This window comes from Marinobacter sp. ES-1, from assembly GCF_000475255.1.
In the GTDB taxonomy this organism is placed as follows: domain Bacteria; phylum Pseudomonadota; class Gammaproteobacteria; order Pseudomonadales; family Oleiphilaceae; genus Marinobacter; species Marinobacter vinifirmus.
This window is the reverse complement of the sequence record NZ_AXBV01000066.1, coordinates 1-18606: the sequence shown is the minus strand read 5'-3', so window position 1 is coordinate 18606 and position 18606 is coordinate 1. Positions and strand designations below refer to the sequence as shown.

The window sequence follows — 18606 nt, the reverse complement described above, 5'->3', positions numbered from 1 at the left end:
TGCCGTCCCTATGAGCCAGCAACAATATAACGCCGACGCTATTGAAGTCCTCAGTGGCCTGGACCCGGTGCGCAAGCGCCCGGGCATGTACACCGACACCTCAAGGCCCAACCACCTGGCTCAGGAAGTGATCGACAACAGTGTGGATGAGGCACTGGCCGGGCATGCCCGCAGAATCGACGTAGTTCTTCACAGTGACAATTCCCTGAGCGTGGAAGACGACGGCCGGGGGATGCCCGTCGATATTCACAAAGAACAGGGCGTGCCCGGGGTCGAACTGATCCTGACCCGCCTGCACGCCGGCGGCAAGTTCTCTGAAGGTAACTACAACTTCTCCGGTGGTTTGCACGGTGTGGGTGTCTCGGTTGTGAATGCCCTGTCTACCCACCTGGAAGTGCTGATCAAGCGTGACGGCCAGCTGCACCGGATGACCTTCGCCAACGGCGATAAAGCTTCCGAGCTGGAAGTGGTCGACACCGTTGGCAAGCGCAACACCGGTACCCGCCTGAAGTTCACGCCGGATCCGAAATACTTCGACAGCCCCAATTTCTCGGTCAGCCGCCTGCGCCATAACCTGCGCGCCAAGGCCGTACTGTGCCCGGGCCTTCGGGTGACCTTCCTGCAGGAAAAGACCGGCGAAAAAGACGAGTGGTTCTACGAGGACGGTCTGCGGGATTATCTGCGCACGGCCCTGGCGGATATCGAAGCGGTCCCGCTGGAACCGTTTACCGGCAGCTTCTCCGGTAACAAAGAAGCCGTAGACTGGGCCATCCAGTGGTTGCCGGAAGGCGGCGACGCGGTGATGGAAAGCTACGTAAACCTGATTCCTACCGCCCAGGGCGGCACCCACGTAAACGGCCTGCGTACCGGCCTGCTCGAAGCCATGCGGGAATTCTGCGAGTTCCGCAGCTTGCTGCCCCGGGGCGTTAAGCTGTCACCGGAAGATATCTGGGAGCGGGTGGCCTATGTGCTCTCGTTCAAGATGCAGGAACCCCAGTTCTCCGGCCAGACCAAGGAGCGTTTGTCGTCCCGCGAAGCGGCGGCGTTCGTGTCTGGCGTGGTCAAGGATGCCTTTAGCCTGTGGCTGAACCAGCATACCGACATCGCCGAGGTACTGGCCGAGCTGTTTATCAGCAATGCCCAGCGCCGTCTGCGGGCCAGCAAGAAAGTAGCCCGTAAGAAAGTCACCTCCGGCCCGGCGCTGCCCGGCAAGCTGGCCGACTGTTCCGGCTCGGACACCAACCGCTCCGAGCTGTTCCTGGTGGAAGGGGACTCGGCTGGTGGTTCTGCAAAGCAGGCCCGGGACCGGGAGTTCCAGGCGGTCATGCCGCTACGGGGTAAGATCCTGAATACCTGGGAGGTGGATTCCGGTGAAATCCTCGCGTCCCAGGAGGTCCACGACATTGCCGTTGCCATCGGGGTAGACCCCGGTTCTGACGACCTGACCGGCCTGCGCTACAACAAGGTGTGCATCCTGGCCGATGCCGACTCCGACGGCCTGCACATTGCCACCCTGCTGTGTGCGCTGTTCGTGAAGCACTTCCGGCCGCTGGTCTCCGCCGGCCATGTGTTTGTCGCCATGCCGCCGTTGTATCGGGTGGATCTGGGTAAGGAAACCTTCTATGCCCTGGACGAGCACGAGAAGCAGGGCATTATTGACCGGCTGGAAGCCGAGAAGCGCCGGGGCAAGCTTCAGGTAACCCGCTTCAAGGGCCTGGGTGAGATGAACCCGCTTCAGTTGCGGGAAACCACCATGGCCCCGGATACCCGCCGCCTGGTGATGCTGACCCTGGAAGACGGTGATGACACCGACGAGCGTATGGACATGCTGCTGGGCAAGAAGCGGGCTTCAGACCGCCGGGCCTGGCTGGAAGCCTACGGCAATATGGCTGACGTGGCGGTTTGATATTCCTTAATAAACTATAAAAATCGATAGTTATTCTTTCTCAGAATTTGTCTGCCTCGCTATCCTGCCAGTTTTTGAACCGGAAAAGACCGAGTTATGGACTGGCAAGGATGGTTTTCCCTGGGGCTTGCGCTGGCAGCCCTGTTATTGATGAGTTCCGGCCGCTTTGCACCGCACATGGTGATGATGGCGGTCTTGGTGGTGCTCAGTGCCAGCGGCATTATCTCGGCTGACCAGGCACTGGCCGGGTTCAGCAATAGCGGTCTGATTACTGTTGTCGCCATGTTTGTGGTAGCGGCGGGTATTCATCATTCCGGCGGCGTTGATCTGTTGGTGAACCACCTCCTGCGCAGCCCCAAATCCGTCCGTTCCGCCCAGGCCCGTATTGCGCTGCCCGTCGCCTTGTTGAGCAGTTTCCTGAACAACACGCCGGTGGTTGCCACCATGATCCCCGCCGTTCATGCCTGGTCACGGAAGATTGGCATCGCACCCTCCAAGCTAATGATACCGTTAAGTTACTCGGCCATTCTGGGGGGCACCCTGACGCTGATCGGCACCAGTACTAACCTGGTGGTCAACGGGCAGTACCAGCAGCTGACAGGTGAAGCCGGATTCTCGATATTCTCGATCACTGCGGTGGGTTTGCCGGTCGCGATCACTGGCCTGTCTGTGATGTTGTTGCTGATGCCGCGGGTGTTGCCTGACCGCAAAGACCAGCAGAAGTTTGGGGCCATGAGGGAGTTCACGCTGGAAGTTGCTGTGTCCCTGAACGGCCCGCTGGTGGGGAAAACCGTTGGCGAAGCCGGCTTGCGGGAACTGGAGCGGTTGTACCTGGTGGAGATCGAGAGGGGTGGCAGCGTAGTTACTGCGGTCCCGTCGGAAGAGCGGCTGTGTGGGGGCGACCGGCTGGTGTTTGCCGGTGATACTCAGGCGATTTCCGACTTGTTGCGTATTAACGGCATTGTGCCGTCGGTGCACGATGACGAACCCAGCCTCAGCCAGGACCGTGCGGAACGCCGGCTGGTCGAGGCAGCCTTGTCTCCGCAATCGGATGTCCTGGGCCTGACCATTCGGGATGCCCGGTTCCGGGACCGGTACGGTGCCGTGGTTCTGGCGGTTGCGCGGGGTGGCGAAAGAGTGTCGGGCAATCTCGGTAATATCCGGCTGAAACCCGGGGATGTGCTGCTGCTGGAGGCGCGCCCGGCCTTTGTCAGCCGCCAGCGCTACAACAAGGATTTCCTGCTGATTAATGACCTGGAAACTGAAACGCCGCGGCATGACCGGGCCTGGTTGTCCTGGGGCATACTGCTGGTATTGGTCGGGCTGGCTGCTTGTAGTGTGCTGAGTATGCTCAATGCTGCCCTGCTTGGGGCCGCAATGATGATCCTTACAGGGTGCTGTACCGTGGGCCAGGCCCAGAAATCGGTGGATGTGCCGGTCATTCTGACCATTGCCGCTTCATTTGCACTCGGCGCGGCACTGGAGGAAACCGGGGCAGCCACCTTTATGGCCGAGGGCATTCTGGCGCTCAGTACAGGTCAGGCTTTGCTGACGCTGTTTCTGGTCTACTGCGCGGTTTCGTTTCTGACGGAAGTGATCACCAATAATGCAGCCGCAGTGTTGGTCATTCCGGTTGTGCTATCGATGACCAACAGCATGGGCGTTCCGGCAGAGCCTTTTGTGATTGCCGTGATGATGGCCGCCTCTGCCAGCTTTGCCACGCCCTTGGGGTATCAGACCAATATGATGGTTTTCGGGCCCGGAGGTTATCGCTTTTCCGACTTTGTGAAAGTGGGCTTGCCAATGAACCTTTTGGTGGGGCTGACAACGGTGGCGGTAATTGCCACTGTGTATGGGCTGTAAAAAGAAAACCCGGCCTTGGCCGGGTTTTCCAGAAATCAGTTGTTGCTGGGTACTACTACGGATTCGTCGAAGTCGAGTTCCATGTCGTTTCCTCTCGGTCACTGAGGCCCCGCGACGGGGCGGATTTAAAGTATGAGTAAATTTTATATCCGCCATGAATTTCGACAATCCGTAGAACCGCATACGCCAAAAGTGGTGGATGTCAACCTCTGTGGATTCTTGATCAGAAATTCTGATGCTCGACTGCAAAACATTCTGGTTGGTTCACTGTCGGAGGCTCTCTAGACTAGCGCTTAAAGATTGCGAACTCGATTTCAGCCCGGGAGGGGCATTGGCATGTCGCTGAAGAATTCTGAACATAACTATGGCTGGCTGGCCGTTGTCCTGCACTGGCTGGTAGCGGCTGTCGTGGTTGGGCTGTTCGCCCTGGGATTCTGGATGGTGGATCTGTCCTACTATGATGAATGGTATCGAAAAGGGCCGGACCTGCACCGGAGCATCGGGCTGATACTGTTTGCAGTGGTGGCCTTCCGGTTGCTGTGGCGGCTTGCAAACACCAGTCCCAGGCCCCTGGCCAGCCACAAGCGCTGGGAAGTCGTCTCGGCCCATGTGGCCCATAGCCTGCTGTACGTGCTGATGTTTGTTGCGATGGGCAGTGGCTACCTGATTACCACGGCAGACGGTTCATCGATCAGTGTCTTCGGCTTGTTTGACGTGCCGTCGCTGACCGGTCGGGTGAAGGGTATGGAAGACACTGCGGGTGCCGTTCACTACTGGAGTACCTGGGCACTGGTCGGCCTGGCGGGACTACACGCCCTGGGCGCGCTGAAACACCACTTTATAGACCGGGATGAAACCTTACGCCGGATGTCAGGCCGCGCCTGATTGCCGGAATGTTGTAGAAATTGCTCAAATAAACTGTGTAACAGGAGAACACCATGAAAAAGATTTTCTTGGCATCTGCATTGTCACTGGCCGTTGCCGGCACCGTTCAGGCGGATGATCACAGCGGCACCTACGCGTTTGATACCCAGGGCGCGCACCAGTTCGTCACCTTCAAGATTTCTCACCTGGGTTACAGCTGGCTGTATGGCCGCTTTAACGACTTCGATGGCGAGTTCACCTACGACGCGGAAAACCCGGAGAACAGCTCCGTATCTGTAACCATCGATACCTCCAGCGTCGACTCCAACCACGCCGAGCGGGACAAGCACCTGCGCAGCGAAGACTTCCTGCACGTGGGTGAGTTCCCGGAAGCCACCTTCAAGAGCAAGCGCGTAGTGCTGGATGAAGAAGGCGAGGCAGACATTATCGGCGACCTGACCCTGCGCGGCGTAACCCGTGAAGTGACCCTGGATACCGAGCTGCTGGGCCACGGCCAGGATCCCTGGGGCGGTTACCGCATGGGTTTCGAGGCTGAAACCGAGCTGAAACTGAAAGATTTCGGTATTCCGATGGATCTGGGCAAGGCCTCAGAGACGGTGAAAATCGAGATTTCTGTAGAAGGTATTCGTCAGTAAGTACGAAAAAAGGCGGCTCGGGAATAACCCCGGGCCGCCTTTTCAGCTATTTCCTTTCCTGAACACCGCTCAGCTTTCCTGGGCGTTTCCTGTGTGTTCTGCAGACCGGCACAAGTAACGCTGCCGCCAGAACTGCCCCGAAAAAACCACGATCCAGATAACGAAACCCGCCCATAGATAGGGCTCGGGTACCTGGAAGGTGCCACTGATAGCAAACTCCACCAGTAGCATCAGGACAACCGCCAGAACGGCGTTGACCAGGGCCGTGACCATGGCGTGCCCGCAGGCTTTCAGATTGGGTTTCATAGGTTTCCGCTTGGTTAAAGATAAGACGGCTTTCTACTCACTGTGGCGAGAATACGGCGCACCTTACAGACTCTCCATGCGGGAATTCCGCTATTGGAAATTGGTGTATCCGGGCTGGCGTCCATATAATGTGCCGACATTGCCCGAAGCACACGGCGGGCACAGAGGTTAGCACCACAACCACATTTCAAAACAGGCAGTTAAGGCAAAGAGGCATCTATGCCAGAGTTTCAGACAACGGATGAAGGTTTCGAGCGGGTCTCCCTCAGGGATTATACCGAGAAGGCCTATCTGGACTATTCCATGTACGTCATCCTCGACCGGGCATTGCCCAACGTGGGTGACGGGCTCAAGCCGGTACAGCGCCGGATTGTATATGCCATGTCGGAGCTGGGCCTGAAGTCCACCTCCAAGTACAAGAAGTCCGCCCGTACCGTGGGTGACGTGTTGGGTAAGTTCCATCCCCATGGCGACAGCGCCTGTTATGAAGCCATGGTGCTGATGGCCCAGCCGTTTTCCTACCGCTATCCGCTGGTAGACGGCCAGGGTAACTGGGGTTCCCCGGATGATCCCAAGTCCTTTGCCGCCATGCGTTATACCGAGTCCCGCCTGGCGCCCTTCGCCGATGTGCTGCTGGGGGAGCTGGGGCAGGGCACCGTGGACTGGACGCCTAACTTTGATGGCACCATGGAAGAACCTTCGGTACTGCCGGCACGCCTGCCCCATGTGCTGCTGAACGGCACTACCGGCATTGCCGTGGGTATGGCGACCGACATTCCGCCCCACAACGTGCGGGAAGTGACAGCTGCCTGTATCCGCCTGCTGGATGAGCCGGATGCCACCGTTGACCAGCTGTGTGAACACATCAAGGGCCCGGATTTCCCGACCCGTGCCGAAATCATTACCCCGCGCAAAGACCTGCGGCAGATGTACGAAACTGGCCGCGGTTCGCTGCGCATGCGCGCCCGCTGGGTTCGCGAGAGCGGAGAGGTAGTCATTACCGACCTGCCGCACCAGGTTTCCGGTAACCGGGTGCTGGAGCAGATTGCCCAGCAGATGCAAACCAAGAAGCTGCCCATGGTGGCAGACCTTCGGGACGAGTCAGACCACGAAAATCCCACCCGCCTGGTGATTGTACCGCGTTCCAACCGGGTAGACCTGGACGGCCTGATGGCCCACCTGTTTGCCAGCACAGACCTTGAGAAAACCTACCGGGTGAACATCAATGTGATCGGCAACGACGGCCGCCCCGGAGTGAAAGGCCTGCGCACCATGCTGACCGAATGGCTGGCGTTCCGGAAAACCACCGTCACCCGCCGCCTGCAGCATCGCCTGGATAAGGTCCTGGCGCGCCTGCACATTCTGGAAGGCTTGCTGATCGCCTATCTGAATATCGATGAAGTGATCGAGATTATCCGTACCGAAGACAAGCCGAAGGCCGAGTTGATGGCCCGTTTCGGGCTGTCGGCGGACCAGGCCGAAGCCATCCTCGAGCTGAAACTGCGCCACCTGGCCAAGCTCGAGGAAATGAAGATCCGTGGCGAACAGGACGAGCTGGCCGCCGAGCGCGACGAGCTGCAGTCCATTCTGGGCTCGGAAGACCGTTTGCGGGAACTGATCAAGACCGAGCTGAAGCAGGATTCTGAAACCTTCGGTGATGATCGCCGTTCACCGATCGTTGAGCGGGAAGAGGCCCGGGCCTTCAGTGAAACCGACCTGGTATCCAACGACCCGGTTACCGTTGTGCTGTCTGACAAAGGCTGGGTGCGGGCCGCCAAGGGCCATGATATCGATCCGGCTGGCCTGAGCTACAAGTCTGGCGACCGCTTTGCCCTGGCTGCCCGGGGCCGCAACAACCAGCATGCCATCTTCCTGGACTCCACCGGCCGGGCCTATGCCCTGATGGCTCATAGCCTGCCCTCTGCCCGAGGGCAGGGTGAGCCTTTGACCGGCCGCATCAACCCGCCGTCCGGCGCCACCTTCTCTGGTTTGCTGATGGGTAATCCTGAACGTAAGGCGTTGCTGGTGACCGATGGCGGTTACGGCTTTGTGACGTCACTGAACGACATGGTCAGCAAGAACCGCGCCGGCAAGGCGGTGGTCTCGGTGCCGAAGGGGGCGCGGATCATGCCTCCGGTCGTAATCCCGGAAACCGCGTCCACCCTGTATCTAGCGGCGGTTTCCAACGAGGGCCGGATGCTGGTGTTCCCGCTCACTGAGCTGCCGGAACTGGCCAAGGGTAAGGGTAATAAAATTATCAGCATTCCCTCGGCCCGGGTACAGGGCCGCGAAGAGTACGTGGTTGCGGTTGCTGTGTTCGGCGAGGAAGACCAGATTGAAGTGAAGGCGGGTAAGCGCAAGCTGGGCCTTAAGTTCAGCGACCTGGAGCATTACCTTGGAGAGCGTGGGCGTCGCGGCCACAAGCTGCCCAGGGGCCTGCAGCGGGTAGACGGTATCGAGGTGATTCCGTCGGCATCCCGGGCGCAGGAAGAAGCACAGGAACAGGAAGGGGAGAGCACAGACAGTGAGTGAGCTGGTACTGGTAAACGTATCCGGGCGCGACAAGCCCGGGCTGACGTCGGAAATCACCGGCATCATGGGCCAGTATGATGTGCGCATCCTGGACATCGGCCAGGCGGTGATCCACGATCACCTGACCTGGGGTATCCTGATCGAAATTCCGGACGAATCCAAGTCGTCTCCGGTGATCCGGGACCTCTTGTTCCGCCTGCACTCGCTGGATCTGCAGGTGCGCTTCGCGCCAATCACGGTCGAGGAGTACCAGGCCTGGGCGGAAGGCCGCAACCGTGCCTGTTACATCGTGACCCTGCTGTCCCGCGACATCAAGGCGGAGCAGATTGCCCGGGTATCGGCGATTACGGCTCGCCATGGCCTGAATATCGACAATATTACTCGCCTGTCGGCACGGCCATCACTGAATACCTCGGAAAACCGCATTGCCTGCGTCGAGTTCTCGGTAAGGGGAACGCCCTCGGATCTTGAACAGCTTCGTGCCGATTTTCTGCACATTGCCGGCGAGATGAATGTGGATATCGCGTTCCAGGAAGATTCAATCTTCCGGCGTAATCGCCGCCTGGTGGTGTTTGATATGGATTCCACCCTGATCGAGGCGGAAGTGATCGACGAGCTGGCCCGTGAGGCTGGTGTCGGCGAGCAGGTGGCCGAGATCACCGAGCGGGCCATGCAGGGCGAGCTGGATTTCAGCCAGAGCTTTGCCGAGCGCCTGGCGCTGCTGAAAGGCCTCGATGAATCCGTTCTGGAGGGTATCGCTAATCGCCTGCGTATGACCGAGGGCGCGGAGCACCTGATCCGCAGCCTGAAGGCGCTGGGCTACCGCACGGCGATTCTATCTGGCGGCTTCACCTACTTTGCCCGCCACCTGCAGCAGAAGCTGGGCATCGATTACATCTATGCCAACGAGCTGGAGATTGTCGACGGTAAGGTGACGGGCCAGGTAAAAGGCCAGATTGTGGATGGCAAGCGCAAGGCCGAATTGTTGCTGGAGATTGCCGGTAAGGAGCATATCTCCCGGGAGCAGGTGATTGCCGTGGGCGATGGTGCCAACGACCTTCCGATGCTCAGCCAGGCTGGCCTGGGTGTGGCGTTCCGGGCCAAGCCGCTGGTTAAAGAGTCGGCACGGCATTCCATCTCGACCCTGGGGCTGGATGCCATTCTCTACCTGATCGGTTTCCGGGAAAGCGAAACCAACCTGTTTTTGCAGAATCCCGACCGCTGAAACTACAAAGGGCGAGGTATCACACCTCGCCCTTTGTTTTTCTGGCACTTGTTGACCGGTCAGCCTGCCCCGAAATCGTAGTTCATGGACGGAGACGGTGCCTGCAGGTAGTTGCCCTGGATAAAGTTGACCCCGGCCTGGTACAGCAGGGCCAGCACGTTGGCATGCTGCACATCCGGGATGATGGTGATCTTGCCGGCACTCTGCAGGCCCTTCACCAGGGCTTTCAGTTGTTCCTTGCCGGCGTCGCCCTTGCCGACTTCTTCCACGAACGAGCCGTCAAGCCGCACGTAATCGGCATCGATGTGCTTCAGGGTGTTGTACGGATCGAGCGCACATCCGAACTGGGAAATGGACACCTTGCTGTGCAACTGGTGCGCGGCCTTGGTGAACTCCTTGGCCTGCTTCATGAAGTTATTGGCGTCGCCTTCACGGAACTGGAATATCAAGGCATCACCGGGCAGCCGTGCGGCTTTCAGGGCAACACTCAGCCAGGGCGTAAAGGTCTTGTCCTGAACGGTTTCAGCCGACAGGTTAAGGAACAGCCGGGTATCGTGGCCGCTGGCGCGATGGCTGGCCAGTTGCTTGATGGTCTGCAGGATCATCCAGCGGTCAATCCTGGTGGCGGCGTCGTCACGGCCGACCGGCGGAAGCTTGTCGAAGGGCGAGACTTCGTTATTGTCTTTGTCCAGCATCAGCACGGTGACTTCGTAGTGCTCGTCGCCCTCGCCACGCAGGTTCATGATCGGCTGGTACATTACCCGGAACCGGCCATCGTCCATGGCCTTGAGAATCGCATCGGCGGAATTGGATTCTTCAGTGGTTTCGTAGTCCGCGGGGTTGTATACCTTGACGCCGTTACCGCGCTCGTGGCCTTCCAGTTTCTTTACATCGCCGGAAGCGACATGGGCACGCCCGATCAGTTCTTCAGCCTTCGGGGAGTTCTCCGTAATGGCGGCAACACCAATGGATACCGTTAGCGGCACGGTACGGCCATTGATGTCGAACAGGTGATCATCCACCGCCTTGCGAACGCCCTCGCACAGCATGGCCATGCCTTTCTCGTCACAGGGCATGCACATCATGCAGAAGGCGTCGTCGCTGAGCCGGGCCAGGGTAATGCCTTGGCCGGTGTTGTCTTTGAGCAGTGCGGCAACATCGCCCAGTAACAGGTCTGTGCCGGCGATGCCAATCTGGTGTTTGATGCTCTGGAAGTTGTCCAGGGCAATGTAGGCAAGGGCTCCGGTCTCGTTGTTCTTGCCGGCTTCGGCGATGGTGCGGGCCAGTTCGTCCATCAGGTACTGGCGGTTGTACAGGCCGGTGAGCAGGTCCTGGCTGCTGATCTGCTTCAGTTTCTCTTCCAGCTCGGCATCGCTGTGTTCCGGTTGCAGCACAATCTGGGTGCAGGCTTCGCCGTCGTAGGTGGCGGCAGAGACCGACATGGTAACGGCCAGCTCCTGGTCGTCGCTGCGACGGGCGGTGCAGTTCATGGTCATGCCGTCTTTGCGTTCTTCGGCAAAGGCTTTCATGAATTCCTTGTACCGCTCCTGGCTCTCCGGCGTCAGGGTATCCAGGACCGGGATGCAAATCAGGTCGTCGATATCGTCGTAGCCGAGGAATTCCATGTACGACTGGTTGGCGTAGATGTGCATGCCGTCGTTAATGTAGGCAATGGCATCCTTGGAGCTCTCCAGCAGCAGCTGGCAACGTTGCTCGGCTTCGCGCAGGTGGGACTCGAGGGTTCGGCGCCGGCGCCGGTCTTCCAGTGCGGCAAGCTCACGCTTGGCGACCAGAACCAGCAAGTCTTTGTATTCAAAGGGTACTGCATCCTGGGCGCCGGCCCGGATGATGTTGACGGTACGCTCGCGATCGTATTCTTCAGTCAGCAGAACAAAGGGAATGTCCTTGTCCATCCGTTTGATGGTAGCCAAGGCATCATCCGGGCCGAACTCCTGCACCAGGTCCCGGGCCAGGAGCAGATCCCAGTTGGAGTTTTTCAGGGCGTCTTCGAGGTCTTCTTCGGATGTGATTCTGTGCGCCCTGGTCGCTTTGCCGGAGTTGCGCAGCAAGCTGACCATGGATTCTGCATCGTTCTGGGAGGGATCCAGAATCAGAAGGTGTACGGTCGCGGTTTTTTTCTGCATTCCGAGGGCTCTGCATCAGGAAAGGTAGACATACGTTAATGCCTGAATGATGCAGGGGTTGGCGACCAATAACAACCCTGAAGCGCCCCGGTTGTGGCAGGTGTCCCGTTACAGGGACGGCCAGAGGGAGTCGAATTCGTCTTCCCGGCTACCTGGTGCAGACGGCGGATTCTGGTTGTCTCCGGGGAGTATTTCCGGGCTGCGCAGTTTCAGCTCGAACTGGCTGATGCTGCCGGTAGAGGAGACTTTCTTCAGCAGTTGGCCGTGGTCTTCCCGGCCATCGTGCATCAGTGAAATACGGCTGCCGGTCTGGAATGGAAGCCGGGGCGTAATCAGGGTGGCTGCGTGGTTCACCGCACTGATTTCCGGTAACAACAAACCCCGGAGGTATTCACTGCTGTTGCCCATTTTCTGGATCAGCCGGATGGCGCAGGGGGCTGCGCTGGGGGCCAGCAATTCAATGCCAATCTGGGTGCCCTGGTTGCGTACTTGCCGCAACCAGCGAACCACCGCAATGCTCCAGGGGTGGCTGCTTTGCTCCCGAACCCCGAGAACTTCTCCGGCTTGCAGGGTTTTGGGTACGTTGTTCTCCCAGGCCACGCAGTAACCGCCGGGGCTCGTGTTCACCAGCAGCGCGTGGTGGGACTTGGGCAGGTTGCGGTCGTGATGTTCGGTAAGCGCATGGGTGCTGCCGCGGAAGGTGATCGGGGTGTCAACCGAGTGTAGCCGGTCGTCGTGTGGGCCGGCATCGTGGGCTTCAGACCAGGCATCGGCTTTGCGGTTGGCATTGCGGATAAAACGGTTGTCCTGGTGGTGGCCGTTGTCGTTGCCATCCAGGAACTCCGCAAAGCTCTTCTCGCCCGCAACAAAGTAATGGGTGGCCGACAGGCCAACAGAGATTTCCAGGGTGCCCTGGCTGGCGATACGGTTAAAGTTACGCTTGGCAATAATGCCGAGCGCCTGGCTCAGGTGGGTGAGCAAGGTATCGCTGACCCGGCCGGGAACTTCCAGGCGGGTCTGGGCCTTGCTGTGGGATCTGCGGGCATCGAGGGTTTCGGACAGATAGCCGGACAGTTCCTGGGTGTCGAAACCGAATCCGTTGTCGCCTGCCTTGCCTTCCAGCAGGCTACGGTAGACCGGAGCGCTGTCCCGCTCCATATTGACCACGAACAGGCTGTCAGGGCCGACATCAGGGCCACATTGGCAGTATTTTGTCCAGCCTTCGAACAACTCGTAGATCTGGGTCAGCTCGGATTGCCGCAGCTGGTTCGGGCGCGCGCATCCGAGTAACAGGATGCGTATATAGCTGTCGGCCACGGTGCTGCCCCGGCTTGCGCTCAGGGTGTCGTCTTCCACATCGTGGTCTGCCAGCTTGTTTCGGCAGGCAAAGCGGTACAGCCGGTGACATTCAAGCCAGCTGTGGGCCGGGCTGGGGCAGTAGAGCTGGTGCGAACGGACAATGGTGGCCGCCAGTTCGGAAATCGCCCGATGGATGGCGATGGCAATGTGTTTGCGGTTCTTATCCAGGCCACCGTTATCCAGGTATTCCAGCAGGCAGAGCTTATAGCCGGAAGCCAGGTGCAGCTGAAGGGCCTGGGTCAGGTTGGCAATCTTGCGCTGTTTTTCCGGCATGGCGACGGCCAGGCCCAGGAAGTGGCGCGAAAGCTCGTTGCACACGAAGTGGATGCTGCCGCGGATAGCCTCCAGGTACTGGATGCGCATCTGGGGTGTCAGAAACAGGTGGTTGAGCTCGATAATGGCGTGGTAAAGCTGCCGCGATGATTCGCCAATATTGGCCATCGGCAGCTGGTCGACCCAGGCCCGGAATGCCTTCGGCGTTGTATCGCAAAACGACAGGCTTGCTGTTTTCTGCTCGGGAACCTTGAGCTCTGGTTTGAGTATCGTGCCTTCCATGTTCTCACGCCAATGTCTGGGCAGCATCGTATTCGGGCTGAAATTGCCACAAATACAGGCCGTTATTGTTAGTCGGTCATGAACTCTAAGATAGCAAAGCGGCAACAAAAAGCGAGAAAAGCACGAGTTGACAATGTTTTACAAGTTACGGTGCGCCAACTTATGCGACAGGTCTCAAACTCCGACAGGAATCGGGGTCTTGCTGGCCTCTCCGGGCAGCTCCCGAACCAGCTTGGGCACCAGGAATCCCGGGAGTTGCTCCATGAGTTCCCGCACCAGTGTTGCAGCCCTGGCATCACTGACATCGAAATGGTGGGCACCGGCCACCGGGTCGAAGGCGTGCAGGTAATAGGGCAGTACGCCGGCCTCGAACAGGGATTCGCTCAGCTGCGCCAGGGTTGCGGCCGAATCGTTCACGCCACGCAGAATAACGCTCTGGTTGAGCAGGGTGACGCCGGCGGCTTTCAGTTTCCGGAAGGCCTCCCGGGTGGCGTCATCGATTTCTGCCGGATGGTTGATATGCACCACCAGCACGGTTTGCAGTCGTGTGTTCGACAGCCAGTCCAGCAGCTGGTCGTTGACCCGTTGAGGGATCACCACCGGCAGCCTTGAGTGGATTCTCAGCCGGCGCAGGTGCGGTACGGTATCCAGTTGTTGTGCCCAGCTGGCCAGCAGCTGGTCGTTGACGGCCAGGGGGTCGCCACCACTGAAGATGATTTCGTTGATCTCGGGGCTTTGATGCAGGGTGTCGATAACTTGCCGGCGGTCATCCGGGCCAATCTTCTGGGAGCCATAGGGGAAGTGGCGGCGGAAGCAGTAGCGGCAGTTGATCGCGCACTGGCCGGTCACCATCAGCAGGGCGCGGCTGCGGTATTTCCGGATCAGCCCGGTGGTCTGGATGGCGTTGTCTTCCTGCAGCGGGTCGCGAACGAAGCCCGGTTGCTCGGCGGTTTCTTCCAGCAGAGGCAGTACCTGCCGCAGCAACGGGTCGTCCGGGTTGCCCGGCTGCATGCGTCCGATAAAGGGTTCCGGAACCCGTATCGGGAACAGCTTATGCCCTGCCTGTGCACCGTCCAGCCAGCGCTCGACCGGTAACCCGAGGCGCTCCAGCAGCTGTTCCGGCCGGGTGACAGACTGGCTCAGGATCTGCTGCCACGAGGAGCCGGAATCCTGCTTCGGGGCAATGTTCTGTGTGCGGGATGCGGGTTGGGTCAAATCACGGGCTTCTGTCAAATCATGGGCTTCTATAGGGGAGGGGGTTCGCTGTATCATAGCGACCTTTGAAAATTTAACGACAGTCTGTCAGGTGGACATTTCATGGCTTCATATTCTACCAACGAATTTCGTAGCGGTCTCAAGGTTTTGCTGGATGGCGACCCTTGTATCATGCTTGAGAACGAATTCGTCAAGCCGGGCAAGGGCCAGGCATTCAACCGTGTAAAACTGCGCAACCTGATGACCAACCGGGTCTGGGAACGTACGTTCAAGTCCGGCGAATCCCTGGAAGCGGCCGACGTAGTCGAGCAGGACATGGAATACCTGTATACCGACGGGGAGTTCTGGCATTTCATGCTGACTGACGGCTCCTTCGAGCAGTTCGCTGCCGATGCCAAGGCGGTAGGCGATACCGTGAAATGGCTGAAAGAGCAGGACGTATACACGGTGACCCTGTACAACGGCGCGCCGCTGTCTGTTACGCCGCCTAACTTTGTGGAACTGGAAGTGGTTGATACCGATCCGGGCATGAAGGGCGACACAGCCCAGGGTGGCTCCAAGCCGGCAACCCTGTCTACCGGCGCCGTGGTGAACGTGCCCCTGTTCATCACCATTGGTGAGGTGCTGAAAGTAGACACCCGCTCCGGTGAATACGTGAACCGCGTCAAGAGCAGCTGATCCCTGCCCATGACTGACAAACCTGTCTGGCAGCCCACTGCCTCGCGGGGTGTTCTGAAAAGCCGTGCACAGCTACTGGCATACGTGCGCGGCTTTTTTGCACAACGGCAGGTGCTGGAGGTGGAAACCCCGGTGCTTGGCCGCCATGGCGTAACCGATGTGAACCTGGACGGCATCCCGGCTTCGGTCAATGCGCCCGGCATCACGTCCGGCTGGCTGCAGACTTCCCCCGAATACCATATGAAACGGCTGCTGGCGGCCGGCTCCGGCTCTATTTTCCAGGTTGCCCGGGTGTTCCGGAATGGCGAGCGAGGGCGCCGCCACAACCCGGAATTCTCGATGCTGGAGTGGTATCGGGAAGGTTTTGACGACCGGCAGCTGATGGCCGAGGTGGCGGACCTGGTCTGCGGCTGGCTCGGTTGCAAGCGCCCCCTGGTGCTTGCCTACCGGGATGCGGTGCAGGCCTATGCCGGTTTTGACCCGATGAAAGTCAGCGATCGGGACCTGGCCCGCTATTGCGAACAATGGCTGGAGCCGGAGCAGCTGGCCGGCATGGGGCGGGATGCCTGCCTGGACCTGGTGATGAGCTTTGTGGTGGAGCCGAAGCTGGGCGTAGATGCCCCGGTATTCCTTACCCGTTATCCGGCCTCGCAGGCAGCCCTGGCCAGGGTATCCGATGACGACGGCTTTGCCGTTGCCCACCGGTTCGAGCTCTATATCAATGGCCTGGAGCTGTGTAACGGCTACTGGGAATTGACCGACCCGCAGGAACAGCTGCAACGATTCGAGGCGGATAACCGACAGCGCCGGGCGGCAGGAAAATCGGAAATGGCGGTCGACCAGGCGTTTCTTGACGCGCTGGATGCCGGCTTGCCGGAGTCTTCCGGGGTTGCGCTGGGCCTGGATCGGTTGTTAATGCTGAAGGTGGGAGCAGCCAGCATCGAAGAGGTGCTGGCATTTCCGGTCGAGCGGGCCTGAGCCCGCCGCCCTGGTCAGGCTTTTGAGGCGCGCAAGGTGCCGAAGGCTTCGCCCATGCGCACGGTTTTGCCGGGCACCTGGTTTGGCTTCCACTTCATGGAACCCCTGGGCATCACCAGCACCACGGTAGAGCCCAGCCGGAACCGACCCATTTCCTCGCCTTTCTCGAAGCTGACGGCCTCGTCGCCCTGATACTGCCAGTGGGATACCTTATGGGGGTTGGGTGCAATCACACCGCCCCAGGTGGTTTCTACACTACCGACAATCATTGCGCCGACCAGAACCAGTGCCATGGGGCCGGCTTCGGTATCAAAGATGCAGGCCACCCGCTCGTTGCGGGCGAACAGGTTGGGTACATTTTCCGCGGTTACCGGGTTAACGGAGAACAGCTTGCCCGGCACGTAGACCATTTCCCGAAGAGTGCCGGCCAGCGGCATGTGCACCCGGTGGTAGTCCTTCGGTGACAGGTAAATGGTGGAGAACTCACCTTCGGCAAAAGGCTTTGCCCGTTCCTCGTCACCACCGAGCAGTTCGGTCAGGCTGAAAGACTGGCCCTTAGCCTGGAACACCCGGTCGTCGCCGACCTGGCCGATCTGGCTGATGGCGCCGTCTACCGGGCTGACAAAGGTATCGGCAGCTTCTGCGACCGGCCGGATGCCGGGCTTCAGGGCCCGGGTAAAAAACTCGTTGAAGGTGGCGTAGGCCTCGGGGTTGGACTCGGCCGCCTCGCTCATATCCACGCCATAGCGATTGATAAACCAGCGGGTGAAGCGGTTTTTAAATGCGGGTGATTTGTCGCTGTCGGCAAAACGGCCAGCCAGGCGGGAAACCGCCAGTTGCGGCGTTACGTACTGGCTCAGGACAAACAGTTTATCAAGCATCCGGAAAGTCTCTTACCTCGGGAAAGCGGCGAAGTTTAGCAAAACGCAGCCGCCGAATAGAAATGAATTCGTGCCATAAGGGGTGTTGAGGTCACGGTCAGGGCAGCTTAAGGCCGCGGGCCTGTTGTTCGGCCATGTCTTGCAGAATCCGGTGGAAACTCTTCAGTCGCTCAGTGGAAATCTCCCCCTCCGCAGCCGCCCTCTCCAGGGCGCAGCCCGGATCACCCATGTGCCGGCAGTTACGGAACTTGCACAGGCCGATCAGTGGCCGGATTTCCCGGAACCCGTACTCCAGCTCCTGGGGTGTCATATGCCACAAGCCAAACTCCCGGATACCCGGAGAATCAATCAGGTCACCGCCGCCGGGCAGGTGAAACAGCTTGGCGGTCGTGGTGGTGTGCACACCTTTACCGGTACTCTCTGAGACCGCGCCCACCCGCAACAGTTCATCCGGCAGCAGGGTCTGGATGATCGACGACTTGCCCACACCGGACTGCCCCACAAACACACTGGTCTTGCCCCGCACCAGCGCCTCGACTTCTGGCGCCGCTTCGCCCTCGCAGGCCGCAGCCGACGTGCGTTCAACCTGGTAACCCAGGGCTTCGTAGCGGGCCAGCAGGGTTTCGATCTGCTCCCGGTTACGATCGTTAATCAGGTCGGTCTTGTTCAGCAGAATCACCGCCGGAATATCGGTGCTTTCCGAAGCCACCAGGTAGCGGTCAATCAGGTTGTCATGGGGCTCGGGCTCGGGGGCGATCACCAGGATAATATGGTCAATATTCGCCGCCACCGGCTTCAGCGCCCCGAAATTATCCGGCCGCTGCAGCAGGTTATCCCGCTCGCACCGGGCCACAATCACCCCGGTTTCACTCTTCCCGGGCCGCCAGACCACCCGGTCGCCGGTTACCAGGCTGTCGATATTGGCCCGGACAAAACACCGGAACACCTGCCCGGTGTCTTCACCTTCCAGCGCCTCGATATCCAGTTGCTGCCCGTAGTGGGCAATCACCAACCCTTCCTGCTCCGGCCCCAATTCCCCGGCCTCGGCCTGAGCCTCCACGGCTTTTTCCTTACGGGCCATGCGCTCGGTGCGTTCTTTCTGGATTTTCTCGATGCGCCACTGCTGGCGTTTGTTCAGTTTTCTCTTGGCCATCGGCTCTCAAATGTTCCGGGGAAGTGGTGTGACACATGATACGTGAATCATGGACAATAGGCAGAGTTTTGGTGCTTGCCTCGGCTCCTTATTATCGGGGATTCTGGCTTTGGTGCAGGTGCCAAGTGTGACGAGCGGGTGTGGGTCGGTGTTCCGAAAATTTGCGGAGCCATGGATGGCGGAGCAGAAGCGCCACATGGATGTGCCGCAAGGAGCGTGTTATGGAAGCCGTAGCCCGGCCCTGCCGCTCCTCCCAAAGCAAAAAAGCAGGAGACAAAACCAGCCATGACG

14 protein-coding genes are annotated in these 18606 nt (G+C 59.4%); 8 read left to right on the top strand and 6 right to left on the bottom strand.

Features of this window, described 5'->3' with window-relative positions:
* Window positions 1-10: 10 nt before the first annotated feature.
* From parE to Q668_RS12510, 4 genes are all read left to right on the top strand, one after another.
* Window positions 11-1906, top strand: a complete 1896-nt coding sequence (parE, locus tag Q668_RS12525) for a DNA topoisomerase IV subunit B (RefSeq protein WP_022989958.1) — start codon at window positions 11-13, stop codon at window positions 1904-1906.
* Between the two features lie 96 nt (window positions 1907-2002).
* The gene (locus tag Q668_RS12520; RefSeq protein ID WP_022989957.1) at window positions 2003-3769 is read left to right on the top strand and encodes an SLC13 family permease; all 1767 of its coding nucleotides are present in this window, start codon (window positions 2003-2005) and stop codon (window positions 3767-3769) included.
* A 336-nt stretch (window positions 3770-4105) separates the two neighbouring features.
* Window positions 4106-4654 (top strand): cytochrome b, encoded by a 549-nt coding sequence (locus tag Q668_RS12515; RefSeq protein WP_022989956.1) that lies wholly within the window; start codon window positions 4106-4108, stop codon window positions 4652-4654.
* A gap of 53 nt (window positions 4655-4707) precedes the next feature.
* On the top strand, window positions 4708-5289 hold the full coding sequence (locus Q668_RS12510; RefSeq protein WP_022989955.1) for a YceI family protein: 582 nt from the start codon (window positions 4708-4710) through the stop codon (window positions 5287-5289).
* Window positions 5290-5358: 69 nt separating this feature from the next.
* Here Q668_RS12510 and Q668_RS12505 read toward each other — a convergent pair whose 3' ends face one another.
* Entirely contained in the window at window positions 5359-5595 is a 237-nt protein-coding gene (locus tag Q668_RS12505; protein WP_022989954.1) for a hypothetical protein, read from the bottom strand.
* Window positions 5596-5814: 219 nt separating this feature from the next.
* Here Q668_RS12505 and parC point away from each other — a divergent pair, with 219 nt between their 5' ends.
* Both parC and serB read left to right on the top strand, forming a co-directional pair.
* Complete coding sequence (parC, locus tag Q668_RS12500; RefSeq protein WP_022989953.1) at window positions 5815-8127, top strand: DNA topoisomerase IV subunit A; 2313 nt, start codon at window positions 5815-5817, stop codon at window positions 8125-8127.
* Window positions 8120-9352: a phosphoserine phosphatase SerB gene (serB, locus tag Q668_RS12495; RefSeq protein WP_022989952.1), complete on the top strand. Its 1233-nt coding sequence runs from the start codon at window positions 8120-8122 to the stop codon at window positions 9350-9352. Before parC ends, serB begins: the two co-directional genes overlap by 8 nt.
* Before the next feature lie 59 nt (window positions 9353-9411).
* Here the strand turns inward: serB and Q668_RS12490 are convergent, their stop codons facing one another.
* From Q668_RS12490 to epmB, 3 genes are all read right to left on the bottom strand, one after another.
* On the bottom strand, window positions 9412-11496 hold the full coding sequence (locus Q668_RS12490; RefSeq protein WP_022989951.1) for an EAL domain-containing protein: 2085 nt from the start codon (window positions 11494-11496) through the stop codon (window positions 9412-9414).
* A gap of 108 nt (window positions 11497-11604) precedes the next feature.
* A complete protein-coding gene (locus Q668_RS12485; protein ID WP_022989950.1) occupies window positions 11605-13410 on the bottom strand; it encodes a hypothetical protein in 1806 nt (601 codons plus the stop codon).
* A 174-nt stretch (window positions 13411-13584) separates the two neighbouring features.
* Entirely contained in the window at window positions 13585-14625 is a 1041-nt protein-coding gene (epmB, locus tag Q668_RS12480; RefSeq protein WP_022989949.1) for an EF-P beta-lysylation protein EpmB, read from the bottom strand.
* 102 nt (window positions 14626-14727) lie between these two features.
* Between epmB and efp the strand changes: the two genes are divergently transcribed.
* Together efp and epmA are read left to right on the top strand one after the other, a co-directional pair.
* Window positions 14728-15303, top strand: a complete 576-nt coding sequence (gene efp / locus Q668_RS12475; protein WP_022989948.1) for an elongation factor P — start codon at window positions 14728-14730, stop codon at window positions 15301-15303.
* A gap of 9 nt (window positions 15304-15312) precedes the next feature.
* Window positions 15313-16281 (top strand): EF-P lysine aminoacylase EpmA, encoded by a 969-nt coding sequence (epmA, locus tag Q668_RS12470; protein ID WP_022989947.1) that lies wholly within the window; start codon window positions 15313-15315, stop codon window positions 16279-16281.
* 14 nt (window positions 16282-16295) lie between these two features.
* Here the strand turns inward: epmA and asd are convergent, their stop codons facing one another.
* The gene (gene asd, locus Q668_RS12465) at window positions 16296-17162 is read right to left on the bottom strand and encodes an archaetidylserine decarboxylase (RefSeq protein ID WP_022989946.1); all 867 of its coding nucleotides are present in this window, start codon (window positions 17160-17162) and stop codon (window positions 16296-16298) included.
* Between the two features lie 97 nt (window positions 17163-17259).
* Window positions 17260-18315: a small ribosomal subunit biogenesis GTPase RsgA gene (gene rsgA / locus Q668_RS12460; RefSeq protein ID WP_022989945.1), complete on the bottom strand. Its 1056-nt coding sequence runs from the start codon at window positions 18313-18315 to the stop codon at window positions 17260-17262.
* Between the last annotated feature and the right edge of the window lie 291 nt (window positions 18316-18606).

What these genes read in the sequence shown, in the direction of transcription:
- epmA (WP_022989947.1), top strand. Translation starts at nt 15,313, where the DNA reads ATGACTGACAAACCTGTCTGGCAGCCCACTGCCTCGCGGGGTGTTCTG.
- Q668_RS12510 (WP_022989955.1), top strand. Translation starts at nt 4,708, where the DNA reads ATGAAAAAGATTTTCTTGGCATCTGCATTGTCACTGGCCGTTGCCGGC.
- Q668_RS12520 (WP_022989957.1), top strand. Translation starts at nt 2,003, where the DNA reads ATGGACTGGCAAGGATGGTTTTCCCTGGGGCTTGCGCTGGCAGCCCTG.
- Q668_RS12515 (WP_022989956.1), top strand. Translation starts at nt 4,106, where the DNA reads ATGTCGCTGAAGAATTCTGAACATAACTATGGCTGGCTGGCCGTTGTC.
- Q668_RS12485 (WP_022989950.1), bottom strand. Translation starts at nt 13,410, where the DNA reads ATGGAAGGCACGATACTCAAACCAGAGCTCAAGGTTCCCGAGCAGAAA.
- parE (WP_022989958.1), top strand. Translation starts at nt 11, where the DNA reads ATGAGCCAGCAACAATATAACGCCGACGCTATTGAAGTCCTCAGTGGC.
- parC (WP_022989953.1), top strand. Translation starts at nt 5,815, where the DNA reads ATGCCAGAGTTTCAGACAACGGATGAAGGTTTCGAGCGGGTCTCCCTC.
- Q668_RS12490 (WP_022989951.1), bottom strand. Translation starts at nt 11,496, where the DNA reads ATGCAGAAAAAAACCGCGACCGTACACCTTCTGATTCTGGATCCCTCC.
- asd (WP_022989946.1), bottom strand. Translation starts at nt 17,162, where the DNA reads ATGCTTGATAAACTGTTTGTCCTGAGCCAGTACGTAACGCCGCAACTG.
- efp (WP_022989948.1), top strand. Translation starts at nt 14,728, where the DNA reads ATGGCTTCATATTCTACCAACGAATTTCGTAGCGGTCTCAAGGTTTTG.
- Q668_RS12505 (WP_022989954.1), bottom strand. Translation starts at nt 5,595, where the DNA reads ATGAAACCCAATCTGAAAGCCTGCGGGCACGCCATGGTCACGGCCCTG.
- rsgA (WP_022989945.1), bottom strand. Translation starts at nt 18,315, where the DNA reads ATGGCCAAGAGAAAACTGAACAAACGCCAGCAGTGGCGCATCGAGAAA.